Raw genomic sequence first — 13312 nt, 5'->3', positions numbered from 1 at the left:
CCATAGAGCTGTGGCACCACCTGATCCCATTCCGAACTCAGAAGTGAAACACAGTATCGCCGATGGTAGTGTGGGGTCTCCCCATGCGAGAGTAGGTCATTTCCAGGCGCCTAATTTACTCGAAAGAGTAGTGATAAGCCCGTTGCTAACGCAACGGGCTTTTTTACGTCTTGAATTTGAGCAAATAGTATTGTGGTTGAAATATTCAGTGCTTGAATGCGTAGCAGAGAATGATCAAACTTTTGTACTTATTTTAAGTTATGTCCGCTTATTCACTCTAACTGTGAGGCAGATCAAGGTTTAACCTGTTTTATTGATACAAAATTTAATTGAGTTAATACACTAATTTATCGTTTGAATGGGGGGGAGCGTTGTGAATACCGTTTTCTACCTTGCTAAATATCATCATTTGCTGCACTTGTGCGTTAAATAAATACATCGACAAATGAAATCTAGATTTATCTGTGAGGATAGCGGTTTTTACAATCTGATATTGATTCGCTTTAGTTGTTATTGCAACTAGGTAACATATTACGAGCCGTTGTCTCTTCTCATTTTATGCATGTCTGGCTCTCTAGCCGATTAATACTGTTCAAGGTTGTGGTGCCGAGACAAGGTTTTTGACAGAGATTGAATAATGTCAGCTTGTTGCGTTAAAAAAGATTGCTGTCACTCATAGAAGGATTTTTAGACAATGAATAACATACTGAAGAGAGTTATATATATCGTTGTTTTTATAGTGCTTATTTTTTCTTTTTGGTGGGGGTGGCAATATTTACAAGTCGCTCCGCTAGCCGATGGTTTAGTGTCAGGTAACGGCAGAATTGAAGCTGTAGAAGTTGATGTATCAACTAAAATAGCGGGACGGGTCGATACCATTTTGGCTCAGGAAGGGGACCTTGTTAAAGAGCAACAAGTTGTCGCGCAAATTAATACCGATCAATTGCGTGCTCAACTGCTTGGTGCTGAAGCTAATGTGGCCAGTGCTGAAAGCCAAGTTGCTTCTGCTCTGGCAACCATCGAGCAGGCAAAGGCTGAGGAAGTGTTAACCGAACAAGAATTGTCTCGGGCTAGAGCACTGGTAAAAGATAACCATATTAGTAAAGAAACCTACGATACAAGAGTCAGTCAGGTTGCTGTAGCTAAAGCTGCGCTTCAAGCGGCTAAGGCAGGCCTTGTGTATCGTGAACGTATGGTGGATGCTGTTAGGGCCAGTACCAAAGAAATCCAAACTCAAATTGATGATTGTGTGCTGAAATCCCCAGTGACTGGTCGAGTGATATACCGACTTGCCGAACCAGGTGAGGTGCTTGGCAGTGGTGGCAAAGTGTTGACTATGATTAACCTTGCTGATGTCTATATGGAGATATTTGTACCTTCGGCACCAGCAAATCGTATTGCGATAGGTGCAGAGGCGAGAATTAAATTAGATGTTCTCGATTATACCATTCCTGCATCGGTGAGCTTTGTATCACCCGAATCACAATTTACCCCAAAGCAAGTTGAAACCCTCAGCGAACGTGAAAAACTGATGTTTCGTGTTAAGGTGCGGATCCCTCAATACCTAGTTCAAAAACACATAGAAGATGTTAAGACTGGCGTGCGTGGCGTGGCTTATATACGCCTGACACCTTTACCCGGAGAGCAGCTGACTCCGTGGCCTGATTTTCTTCAACAATTGTTGCCAGACTCTGAGCCTAATTCAGTCAATCAACATTAATGTGGGTACATAATCATGGACCAACAACACAATCCGATCGTCTGTATTAACAATGTTAGTCATAGATATAAAAAAGTCATGGCGATTGAAGATGTCACACTCAGTATTCCTTCAGGACAAATGGTGGGTTTGCTCGGCCCTGATGGGGTGGGTAAATCAACCTTGTTGGCACTGATTTCTGGGGTCAGAAAATTACAGAGTGGTAATCTTGAAGTGCTTGGCGGTGATATGGCCTCGGCTCGACATCGCTCAAATGTTGGCCCTCGTATTGCTTACATGCCTCAAGGACTTGGCAAGAATTTATACAGTGAGCTCAGTGTCGCCGAAAACCTCGACTTTTTTGGTAAATTATTTGGCCAGGGAGCCTCTGAACGTAAAACCCGCATTGACCGACTCACCCATGCAACGGGCCTTAATGCATTTTTATCACGGCCAGCAGGTAAGTTATCCGGCGGGATGAAACAAAAACTCGGTTTGTGTTGTTCGCTTATTCATGACCCGGATTTATTGATATTAGATGAGCCAACTACCGGGGTCGACCCTCTCTCTAGACGACAATTTTGGCAGTTAATTAACACAATACGCAGTGAACGGCCTAGCATGAGCGTGATAGTGTCTACCGCTTATATGGATGAAGCCGAAGGATTTGATTGGTTGGTGGCTATGGATGCAGGCCATGTGTTGGACTCGGGCACACCTGAAGCACTCAAACTCAAAACCCAATCTGAAAATATCGAACAAACTTTTACTCGGCTACTACCAAAAGAAAAGCGCGGCAGTGGTAATGAGCTTGTTATTCCTCCTTTTGAAAAAACCGATGCTTCACCTGCAATTACTGCCAAAGGGCTAACCCGGCGTTTTGGGGATTTTACTGCTGTCAGTAATGTGAGTTTTGACATTCAAGCCGGTGAGATTTTTGGCTTTTTGGGCTCAAATGGTTGCGGTAAAACAACCACCATGAAAATGTTGACCGGACTGTTACCTGCGTCAGAGGGTGAGGCGTTTTTATTTGGTAAGCCTGTCGATGCCAGCAATATCGACATGCGCAATCGAGTAGGGTTTATGTCGCAAGCTTTTTCCTTGTATGGTGAGCTGACGGTTAAACAGAACTTGACCTTGCATGCGCGTTTGTTCCATTTATCTGCGTCGAAAACCACAGAGCGAATTGATGTACTGGTTGATCGCTTTGGTTTGCGTAAGCAAATGGATGATTTGGCATCATCACTGCCACTTGGGATCCGCCAACGCTTGTCGCTTGCCGTTGCGGTGATCCACGAGCCTGAAATGCTGATCCTTGATGAGCCCACATCGGGTGTTGACCCTGTTGCACGTGACGAATTTTGGGAATTGCTTGTTGAGTTGTCACGTCGCGATAAAGTCACCATATTTATTTCAACCCACTTTATGAATGAAGCGTTACGGTGCGACCGTATTTCATTAATGCATGCAGGTGAAGTCTTAGTTTACGATGAGCCACAACACCTTGTTGAAGCCAAAGGGTCAACGTCGCTTGAAGAAGCTTTTATCAGTTATCTTGAAGATGCGATAGGCCAGCCCCCTCAAAAGCAAGCGCAATTTGAAATAGCCCCTACCTCAGAACCGACGGCATTAACCCAAAGCCAACCACAGCATGCAAAACGCTTTGGCTTTAATTTATCGCGGTTGCTAGCGTATAGTTATCTTGAAATGATGGCGGTAATGCGTGACAAAATTCGCCTCGCATTTGCGTTTTTTGGCAGTGTGATTTTGTTGATTGTGATTGCTTATGGGATCTCGTTAGATATTGAAGATCTGACTTTCGCGGTGCTCGATTATGACCAAACACCGCAAAGCCGAGAATACGTTAGTCACTTTCAAGGCTCTCATTATTTTATCGAAAGACCTGTATTACAAAGTAAAGACGAACTTGAGCGGCGTTTACAGTCTAACGATATCACCTTGGCGATAGAGATCCCGGCCGGTTTTGGTCGCGATATTAAAAAGGGTCAGACTGCACACGTTTCGGCATGGATAGATGGTGCTAATACCACCCGAGCCGGCACTATCGAAGGCTATGTCACTGGTGGCTATATTTGGTACCTGACACAATTAGCGACAGAATCCGGGGTTGATGCCAGTGCACTGTATAATGTCGATTTGCAGTCTCGTTATCGCTATAACCCTTCATTTGAAAGTATTTATTCCATTGGGCCTAAAACGCCAGCGTTATTGTTATTGTTCTTTCCGGCAATACTCATGGCTGTGAGTATCGCCCGTGAAAAGGAAGTCGGCACTATCACTAACTTTTTTGTTACGCCAACCAATAAGTTTGAATTTCTTATTGGTAAACAGCTGCCGTATATCGCTATTGGCATGATCAACTTTTTTATTTTGACATTTTTGGTGGTGTTTTTATTGCAGGTTCCATTAAAAGGCAGCCTATTGGGGCTCACCGTTGGGGCGTTTTTTTATGTGTGCGCTTCAACCGGCATTGGTTTAGTGGTGTCATCTGTCACTAAAACTCAAGTCACCGCGGTGTTTGCCACCACTATTGTATCGTTATTACCCACAGCGCTGTTTTCGGGGCTAGTGCAACCTACATCCACGTTAGAGGGGGGCGGGTACATTATCGGTATGGCGTGGCCGGCAACCTATTATATGCATTTGAGTGTGGCGGCATTTACTAAAGGTTTGCACTTTTTTGACCTGATAGGCGACATCATGATGTTGTCGATATATGGTCCTATTTTAGTGGTTTTTGCTGCGGCGTGTTTGAAAAAGCAGGAGGCATAACCGATGAAAATCTGGAGCAATATTTTCTGGCTTGGTACTAAGGAGCTTCGCAGTGTCATGGGTGACGTGACCATGATAATACTGATTGTGTTTTTATTCAGTGCGCAGATTTATTCGCGTTCAACCGCCATTAGTGAGTCGGTGAATAATGCATCCATTGCGATTGTCGACGAAGACCACTCAACGCTGTCGCGTAACATTGCCAATGCTTTCTATCCTCCTTATTTTAAGTTTGCAGAGCAAATATCTGCCAGTGAGGTAGACCAAGTAATGGATCAAGACCGCTTTATGTTTGTGGTGAGCATTCCACCACGTTTTGAGGCAGATGTGCGTGATGGACGCTTACCGAGTGTGCAAATCGATGTTGATGCAACCGCTGTGACTCAAGCAAGTTTAGGTAATAGTTATATTCAAAGTATCATCACCAAGGAGGTTAACTTTTTTGTTAATCGCTCTAATGTAACCATCGATTATCCCGTAGTATTAGTCCAGCGCCGTGCATTTAATCCTAATGGCACCATGAGCTGGTTTAGTTCAATGGGAGCGCTGCTCGATAATGTCACCTTGTTGGCTATTATTCTGACAGGCGCTGCACTGCTGCGTGAACGTGAGCATGGCACCATTGAGCATTTACTGGTTATGCCGCTGACGTCATTTCAAATCATTATGTCCAAGGTATGGGCAAACGGACTTATTGTGCTGGTTGCTTTTTCGTTGTCACTTTTCTTTATGGTCGAAACCTTGCTGGATGTCCCCATTGCTGGATCCCGTTGGTTATTAGTGGGTGGAACAACGATTTACTTATTTGCCGCAGCCTCGATTGGGATTTTTCTTGGCACCATAGCCCGCACCATGGCGCAGTTTGCCTTACTGTTAATGATTGTGATTATCCCCATGATGTTACTGTCTGGAGGGATTACGCCCATTGAGAGTCAACCTGCCATTGTTCAACCATTCACATGGATATTCCCTTCGCGGCACTTTATGGCATTTTCGCAGGCGGTGGTTTTTCGTGGTGCCGATTTTAGTATTGTGTGGCCAGAGTTGCTGAATATTATTGGGCTTGGGATGGTGTTTTTTGTGAGCAGTTTAGCGCTATTTAGGCGCTCAATTTCGGTCAATAAATAACCGTAAACAGTTAACTGGTTGTTTGTTTCGACATGCCGTTAAATCATTAAGCCACCGATAATGGTGGCTTTTTGGTGTTAACAACAATAAATACTCTGTTATGCGTTATTAATTTTTTGTTTTAAGTCATACGCGTCTTCAGTAATCACTCGTTCTAACACTTCAATACGTTGACGTAACGATCTGATTTCATCGTGCAGTGACTTATTGTTGTTTTCTTGTTGGTTTGCCGCCAGGCTTTGGCGCTCTTTAAGCTTCATAATACTCACAATAAAACTGCCTATAATGGCGATAATTGGGATTAATAGTGCCAGTGTTGCAGGGTTCATAACATATCCTTATTGATGTATTGCGTTGAGAGTTATTGTGACGTTTTCAAATATAATTACCAGTGACAAAAGTCATTTAAACAGGTTTGCAGGCGTAATTGATTATAATGGGTTGTATTTAAGCTATTGAAATATTGTTGTAATTTAATATTTTTATCTATTTTTTTAAATTTATTTATTCATTTGCCTTGATATCAAACACTGTGTCCATATATCTAATTTTGTAGCAGGATAGATAACGAAACGCTCGAATGAGGTTTTACTACTCTGACTATGACAGTGCCGTAAGGGCTGTTACTCACATTGCCACTGTTATGAAATAGTGGTCATTTTTTACATATTGCTTTAGACAAGGATATGAACATGCGAAACTTTAATCTTACACCAGATTTAACACCTCTTTACCGTAGTGCGATTGGTTTTGACCGTTTAGCCCAACTGGCTGAACATGCAGCTGCCAATAATGCTAACAGTGGTTACCCTCCCTATAATATTGAACTGCTTGGGGAAAATCGTTATCGGATCACTATGGCTGTAGCAGGCTTTGCAATGTCTGAGTTAGACATTATGAGCGAGGGTGAGAAACTGTTAGTTAAAGGTAATAAGACGACAAAAACCGATGACCGTAAGTACTTACATCAAGGCATAGCAGAACGTGGCTTTGAGCGGACATTCCAACTGGCCGATTACGTACGCGTTGTGGGTGCGGAATTAGAACATGGCTTATTAAATATTGATTTAGTACGTGAAATTCCTGAAGCAATGAAGCCTCGTAAAATTGATATTGTCAGTACAAACACACTCGGTTAACCCAGTGTAGTTCAGCATATGGGCAGGTAAAGTGGTGGCTTAAAACTTAATGCGACCACTTTATCGTTTATCTTCTTCCTATTGTTTATCACTCCCCAATTTAGCTTATTGCTTACGCCTAGTGTCTATTTGATACTAGGCTTTTTTGTTTAACAGTACAGGCCCCGGACCTTGTGGTTCGAGCAGGTCATCTGGGTTATACAAAGGGCAATGATTCATCGATAAACAGCCACAACCGATACAACCTTCAAGTGAATCTTTCATACTTTGTAATCGACTAATACGCTGAGTGAGTGTGTCTTTCCAATTAACTGATAATGCCGCCCAGTCTTGTTTGGTGGCTGTCCTGCCATTCGGCAGAGAGGCAAATGCGCTGCCAATTTCATCTAAAGATATGCCTAATTGTTGCGCCGCTTTGATAAGTGATATTCGTCTAATGACATCGCGTGAATAACGACGTTGATTACCTTGGTTACGCCAACTGCTAATCAGGCCTTTTTGCTCGTAAAAATGGATTGCAGAGATGTTAATTCCACAACGCTTTGCCACTTGGCCAACACTCAATACTGCTTCTTCTGACATATACACTCCAAATTTTTTATTATTTTGGCAAAATTAGCGCTTTACCTCAAGTTAACCTGAGGTATTAAGCTGTGTTGCATTAATCATAAGGAGATAAGTGATGCGATTAGAACATTTAAATTTGGTAGTGAATGATTTGGAAGAAACATTGGGTTTTTATCAGGCTGCGTTTCCACATTGGCGAGTACGTGGTGGCGGTGAGTCTATATGGCATGGCACCCCACGGAAATGGCTACATTTTGGTGATGATTACCATTATTTATCATTGAATGATTCTGGTACAGGAAATATGCGTGATGTTAAAAGTAACGCTTTGGGTTTAGCTCACTTTGCCTATGTGGTGGATAATATCGATGCGTTAGTGACACGGTTAGCGTTGGTGGGGTTTGGCGTTGCTATTATGGGCGCAGAAGATTTTGCTTATAAAAGTCGTTATTTTATTGACCCTAATGGATTTGAAATTGAATTTGTTGAGTATTTGACTGATATTCCCAGTGAGAGAAATCAATATGATTAATGATACAACCATGGGGCTTATGGCTTTATTTCATAAACCCCATAGAAATGATCTTAGTTATTTGAGGTATTCAGATAAGTCACTGTTGGCGTCAATTTCGACTTCTTGTTGCTTACCATGAAATAAATAGGCAGTTTGATCGCCAATTAACGTCAATTTATCTCCCTGACGCCATAATGCACTACCTTCTTGGATACCGATAACGGGGGTTAACGGGTCGACAATGGTAAACTCTAATAATCGTTGCGCACGAGTTTCGCCGTTATGTCCTGGCATTTGGTAATTAGTGTAATGCGGGTTTAACTGAAAGGGCAGAATACTTAATGCAGTAAAAGAAGGAGGCTCTACAATAGGCATATCATTGGTGGTACGAATACTGGTACCTGTGATGTTTGAGCCTGCACTCCAACCTACATACGGCATGCCATTTTGAACTTTTTCACGGATTAAATGCACTAAATCGTAGCGGTATAGCTCGTTTAACAGTTGGAATGTATTGCCTCCACCAACCAAAATCCCCGCAGAATCTTGAATGGCTTGTTTAGGGTCGGCAAATTGATGAATACTGCTAATGGTTATTGGCAGAGGGTCTAGTGCTGTTTGCACTTTTGTTAAATATTCATCATAACTGACACTCACGCCTGCATAAGGAATAAATAGCCATTGTTGCCCTGGTTGAGTGAGTGGGCGGATAAGCTCAACCGTGTGAGTTAAATAGGCTGAATCACCGACGCGCGAGGCGCTTAACATTAATGCATTAATGCTCATAAAAATTCCTTTTTTGTTCTTATTTTCGATAGTTTATCAAAGATTAACCATTGCATACACTGAGTTTATCATCGATTGATGTTTTTCAGTTTCAATTAATAATCTCTCCCTAGACTCTGCTCGCTAGATTTTTAAGTAGGGTTTTATCGATGTAAAAAGACTCATAAATCTTTTTTAATATAACTAAGCTTGAATTCTAAAATTATGGACATATTATGTCTGTAGTAACAATCGTAAATCGGCATTTTGCCATACAGGAGCTTAAATGAAGCGTATATTTTTGTTGATCGCAACCAACCTTGCCATATTACTGGTTGCCTCAATTGTTATGTCTATTCTAGGGGTTAATACCCAATCTATGGGTGGACTGTTAGTATTTGCTGCCATTTTCGGTTTTGGTGGCTCGTTTATCAGTTTAGCCATTTCAAAATGGATGGCTAAAAAGACAATGGGTTGTGAAGTCATTACCCATCCACGTGACAATACAGAGCGCTGGTTAGTTGAGACCGTGGCTCGCCAAGCAGAAAAGTCTGGCATTAAAATGCCTGAAGTTGCGATATATCAATCACCAGAAATGAATGCATTTGCCACTGGTCCAAGCAAAAACAACGCACTTGTCGCGGTTAGCTCGGGTTTACTTTACGGGATGACTCAAGATGAAATCGAAGGTGTACTTGCCCATGAAGTGAGCCACGTTGCTAACGGTGACATGGTGACATTAACCTTAATTCAAGGTGTGGTGAACACCTTTGTTATTTTTGCTGCTCGCGTGGTTGCTGGCATTATCAATAATGTTGTGTCTAGCAATGATGAAGAAGGTGAAGGCTTAGGCATGTTTGCCTACATGGCAGTGGTTTTTGTATTAGACATGCTGTTTGGTATTTTGGCCTCGATGATCGTGGCTTACTTCTCACGTATTCGCGAATTTAAAGCTGATGAAGGTGCAGCTCGTTTAGCGGGTAAAGGTAAAATGATTGCTGCGCTAGAGCGTTTACGCCAAGGCCCTGAATCAGGCGCGATGCCAGCACAAATGTCGGCCTTTGGCATTAACGGTAAACGGTCAATGGCAGATTTTATGATGAGCCACCCACCGTTAGAGAAACGCATTGCAGCATTAAAAAATCTTTAATCACTAATATTTACAGTTTGTTAGATGGTAAAGTTAAATAAGGAGCCTTAGGGTTCCTTATTTGTTTTAAAAACCTAACTTATGATTGAATATTGTGATTAATTTGTTCATCCATAGCGTGTTATCAATATTTATAGCTTATAGTTATCCATTGTTATGTTGTTTATACTGGGATTAAGATAGGCTGGTCTATTGCCTGTTATATGCTCAATGAAAGACTAGTGGCTTTGCTGGCGATAAGTAGGTCGCGATTATTAATGTATAGATTTAGGAAGGTGTTATGCTAACAAAAGCTATTTCTCAAGCTCAACTCAGAGAATGGCAGCAAGAAATAAATGATATTTCTGCCGAGTTTCGTCTCACCGTTACCTTTAGTCAAATAAACATTACTGATCATCGAGTGCAGGACATTTGCATTAGCCAAAGCGCAGATGAGCGTACTCGTCAGCAACACCAAATCAGCTTGTTACAACATCTTTGTCTTATCCCTACCGTCACAGCATCAGATGGTCAAAATGCAAAAGTGTACCACCAGTTAATCCGCGATCAGCATGGGTATGTATTAGCTGCACTCAGCTTTAGCTCAATCAATCATAATCTTAATAAACCAGAATTATTCCAAGAGCTCACCGCGATTCAAACACGCATTGCTGATATGTTGAGCAGTGCCATACGAGTCTATGTGCAAAATATCGATCTCGAGATTAAACATGATCAACAGGTGACACATGATGTTGATGTTCAGGCTTTTATTGATGCATTTGATGAACATGTGTGGATAAAAAATACTCAAAGTATTTATATCGCTTGCAATAAAAGTGTCGAACGCGCTTGGCGAAAATCAAAAGAGCAAATCGTAGGTAAAACCGATTTTGATTTATTTGACCAACGTACAGCAGAACAGTTTCTTGAAAGTGATAAATTGGCTATTGATACTGGCTCTACGGTAGTGGTGTCTGAATGTGAAGAAGTGGATGTTAATTTTAATAAAGTCTGGCTAGAAACCATTAAAGCGCCCGTGTTTAATGCCCAAGGTGAATTGACGGGTGTTATTGGCATGACCCGCAACATTGCCAAGCACAAAGAGGCACAAGACCAACTCATTCTGGCTGCTAATGTATTCCAAAATGCTGTTGAAGGAGTCGTTATAACAGATAGCGACGGCAATATTACTGAAATTAACCAAGCATTTACTGATATTACCGGATACAGCCGCGAAGAAGTGTTAGGCCAAAATCCACGAATGTTAAGATCAGGTCGTCATCCCAAAAGCTTTTTTGATAAGTTATGGAACACGCTATTGGTGCAGGGAAAATGGCATGGTGAGATATGGAATCGCCGTAAGCATGGCGCAATTTTTCCTCAAGCCATTACCATTAGTGCGGTATTTGATAAACAAAATATCATTCAATATTACGTCGCGGTATTTGCTGATATTTCGACACAAAAGCAAAATGAAGAAAAGCTGAAGAATTTAGCTTATTTTGACCCATTGACGCAGCTGCCTAATCGCATGCAATTTATGTCTTTGTTAGAACAAGAAGTTAACCACTCTCATAGAGCCAAAAAGCAACTTGCGGTTGTTTTTCTTGATATCGATTTTTTTAAGCATATTAACGACAGCCTTGGCCATGTTATGGGCGACGAAATATTAGTTGAATTAGGCAAGCGCTTGTCTTATGCATTATCAGATTTCGATGTGTTAGCCCGTCTAAGCGGTGATGAGTTTGTTGTAATGCTGCCCAATATTATGAGTACTGATTATGTTACATCAACTCTCGACCGTATTCGCAGTGTTTTTGAATTACCCTTTATCCTTGATAATGCACAGTCTGTAAGACTGACGGCCAGTATGGGGATCAGTATTTACCCCAGCGACGGTGATGATCATGACAGCTTATTGCGCAATGCGGACGCCGCAATGCACCGAGCCAAACATGACGGCCGCAATAACTATGCGTTTTATACTGAGTCGATGACCAAGCAAGCTATTGTGCAAATAAAGTTACAAACGGCGTTACATCAAGCTCTCATCAATGAAGACTTTTATTTAGTGTATCAACCTAAGCTGGCATTAAGTGATTTATCAACGTGCGGATTTGAAGCGTTAATACGCTGGCATGACTCCATTTTAGGGGATATATCTCCTGGTGAGTTTATCCCTATTGCTGAAAAAATTGGTTTAATTTGGGATATCGGCTTATGGGTGTTAAAAACGGCTTGTTTGCAAGGTGTTGCGTGGTTAACTCAAGGGAAATCTTTTGAGCGTATCTCGGTCAACGTCGCCAGTTTACAATTGCAGCGCAGTGACTTTGTTGAAAAAGTTAGGCTGATTTTATTGGAAACAGGCTTGCCGGCAAAACACTTAGAGTTAGAAGTGACAGAATCTTGCATGATGCACGATCCTGATGCCATTATTCGTGATTTAAAACTATTAGGTGCGATGGGTATTGCATTGAGTATTGATGACTTTGGTACTGGATATTCGTCATTAAATTATTTGAAGAAACTCCCCATTGATAAGCTTAAAATCGATCAATCTTTTGTGCGTGATATTCCGCACGACTCGAATAATACGGCCATTGCCAAGGCGGTAATTGCATTAGGCCACGCATTGAATTTACAAATTATTGCTGAAGGGGTCGAAACGCAAGCCCAGGCAGATTTTTTACGCATTAATGGTTGTGACTTTGCCCAAGGTTATTTATACAGTAAACCAAGATTACCAGATGCATTAGCCGATTTTTTACCACCAGTGGCTGGTGTTAGCCCTTAAATATTGGCATAACGAAAAAAGCCAGCAATGTTATGTGCTGGCTTTTTATTTACGCAGGAGTGTTATGCGTATACGTCTACATTCACGGTAGATGATTTACTGTTAGCGGTTTGTGTCTCGCCACTATTGTAAATACTGTTTAAAGCTTCATAAAAAATACTGCCGATATCATCATCTGATAATCCTTCAGTCATTGGCTTTAACTCATCTAAAACTGACTTTAATTCAATTTGCTGTTCTTCAGTTAATGATGCCAGCATCTCTGTCGTTGATTGCTGCTCTTCTTCTGTCAATGTCGACACTGCACTGTCTAATCCTGGTGGAACTCCACCTTTTGGTGGTGGCGGACCGTCAGGACGAGGTGGACGTTGTGTACTCTCTGTCGATGACATTTGCATCGAGGTACTGCCACTAGTTACTTGCATATTCCCTCCTTAATATTTTGCGTTAACTACTTTTTTTCGGTGGTTTATTCGAGTCATCTGGCGCATTGTCTGGCACAGCTACTAATTTACCGTCTATCATTTTGCAGGTCGCTTCAAGGGTATCACCACGTCGATTTTCAAAGCTGACTTGACTGTTTTCAGAACTGCTTGCACAGGCATCAATTGCCTCCTGTGGTGGTTTGCGACCGGGAGGATTGGCAAACACAGCTGCAGAGACAACTAAACTCAATGTAAGTAAAGTGATATTGATTGGGTTAAGGGTCATGATGGCATTCCTAAATGGGTTTCTTAAGGTAATATAAACCAACAATGTGGAGAAAATGTGCAGAATTTAA

At 41.7% G+C, this 13312-nt stretch carries 12 protein-coding genes and 1 rRNA gene; 8 read left to right on the top strand and 5 right to left on the bottom strand.

What is annotated here, in order from left to right; translation table 11 throughout:
* The 4 genes from rrf to ACROAE_RS17050 form a co-directional block, all read left to right on the top strand.
* Window positions 1–108: ribosomal RNA gene (gene rrf / locus ACROAE_RS17065) — 5S ribosomal RNA — on the top strand; the annotation flags it as partial.
* A 586-nt stretch (window positions 109–694) separates the two neighbouring features.
* Window positions 695–1720 carry an HlyD family secretion protein gene (locus ACROAE_RS17060; RefSeq protein ID WP_432403965.1) on the top strand — a complete coding sequence of 342 codons (1026 nt, stop codon included), beginning with the start codon at window positions 695–697 and terminating at the stop codon, window positions 1718–1720.
* Between the two features lie 15 nt (window positions 1721–1735).
* Entirely contained in the window at window positions 1736–4492 is a 2757-nt protein-coding gene (gene rbbA / locus ACROAE_RS17055; protein ID WP_432403962.1) for a ribosome-associated ATPase/putative transporter RbbA, read from the top strand.
* A gap of 3 nt (window positions 4493–4495) precedes the next feature.
* On the top strand, window positions 4496–5620 hold the full coding sequence (locus tag ACROAE_RS17050; protein WP_432403958.1) for an ABC transporter permease: 1125 nt from the start codon (window positions 4496–4498) through the stop codon (window positions 5618–5620).
* A gap of 98 nt (window positions 5621–5718) precedes the next feature.
* On the opposite strand, the gene ACROAE_RS17045 is transcribed toward ACROAE_RS17050, so the two are convergent.
* A complete protein-coding gene (locus ACROAE_RS17045; RefSeq protein WP_432403955.1) occupies window positions 5719–5949 on the bottom strand; it encodes a hypothetical protein in 231 nt (76 codons plus the stop codon).
* Between the two features lie 363 nt (window positions 5950–6312).
* Here ACROAE_RS17045 and ACROAE_RS17040 point away from each other — a divergent pair, with 363 nt between their 5' ends.
* Complete coding sequence (locus tag ACROAE_RS17040; protein WP_432403952.1) at window positions 6313–6759, top strand: Hsp20 family protein; 447 nt, start codon at window positions 6313–6315, stop codon at window positions 6757–6759.
* A 135-nt stretch (window positions 6760–6894) separates the two neighbouring features.
* On the opposite strand, the gene soxR is transcribed toward ACROAE_RS17040, so the two are convergent.
* Window positions 6895–7341: a redox-sensitive transcriptional activator SoxR gene (gene soxR / locus ACROAE_RS17035; protein WP_432403948.1), complete on the bottom strand. Its 447-nt coding sequence runs from the start codon at window positions 7339–7341 to the stop codon at window positions 6895–6897.
* A gap of 97 nt (window positions 7342–7438) precedes the next feature.
* Between soxR and ACROAE_RS17030 the strand changes: the two genes are divergently transcribed.
* Window positions 7439–7858, top strand: coding sequence for a VOC family protein (locus tag ACROAE_RS17030; RefSeq protein WP_432403945.1), 420 nt, complete (start codon window positions 7439–7441; stop codon window positions 7856–7858).
* Between the two features lie 57 nt (window positions 7859–7915).
* On the opposite strand, the gene pepE is transcribed toward ACROAE_RS17030, so the two are convergent.
* The gene (pepE, locus tag ACROAE_RS17025; protein WP_432403942.1) at window positions 7916–8626 is read right to left on the bottom strand and encodes a dipeptidase PepE; all 711 of its coding nucleotides are present in this window, start codon (window positions 8624–8626) and stop codon (window positions 7916–7918) included.
* 265 nt (window positions 8627–8891) lie between these two features.
* Here pepE and htpX point away from each other — a divergent pair, with 265 nt between their 5' ends.
* Window positions 8892–9755, top strand: coding sequence for a protease HtpX (htpX, locus tag ACROAE_RS17020; RefSeq protein ID WP_432403938.1), 864 nt, complete (start codon window positions 8892–8894; stop codon window positions 9753–9755).
* Between the two features lie 280 nt (window positions 9756–10035).
* Complete coding sequence (locus ACROAE_RS17015; RefSeq protein ID WP_432403936.1) at window positions 10036–12531, top strand: EAL domain-containing protein; 2496 nt, start codon at window positions 10036–10038, stop codon at window positions 12529–12531.
* A gap of 62 nt (window positions 12532–12593) precedes the next feature.
* Here ACROAE_RS17015 and ACROAE_RS17010 read toward each other — a convergent pair whose 3' ends face one another.
* Together ACROAE_RS17010 and ACROAE_RS17005 are read right to left on the bottom strand one after the other, a co-directional pair.
* Window positions 12594–12956 carry a hypothetical protein gene (locus ACROAE_RS17010; protein ID WP_432403933.1) on the bottom strand — a complete coding sequence of 121 codons (363 nt, stop codon included), beginning with the start codon at window positions 12954–12956 and terminating at the stop codon, window positions 12594–12596.
* A 22-nt stretch (window positions 12957–12978) separates the two neighbouring features.
* Window positions 12979–13242: a hypothetical protein gene (locus ACROAE_RS17005; protein WP_432403930.1), complete on the bottom strand. Its 264-nt coding sequence runs from the start codon at window positions 13240–13242 to the stop codon at window positions 12979–12981.
* Between the last annotated feature and the right edge of the window lie 70 nt (window positions 13243–13312).

Origin of the sequence: Shewanella sp. MF05960 (assembly GCF_050849305.1) — a bacterium.
In the GTDB taxonomy this organism is placed as follows: domain Bacteria; phylum Pseudomonadota; class Gammaproteobacteria; order Enterobacterales; family Shewanellaceae; genus Shewanella.
The sequence above is the reverse complement of the archived record's forward strand: the minus strand, read 5'-3'. Positions and strand labels throughout refer to the sequence as shown.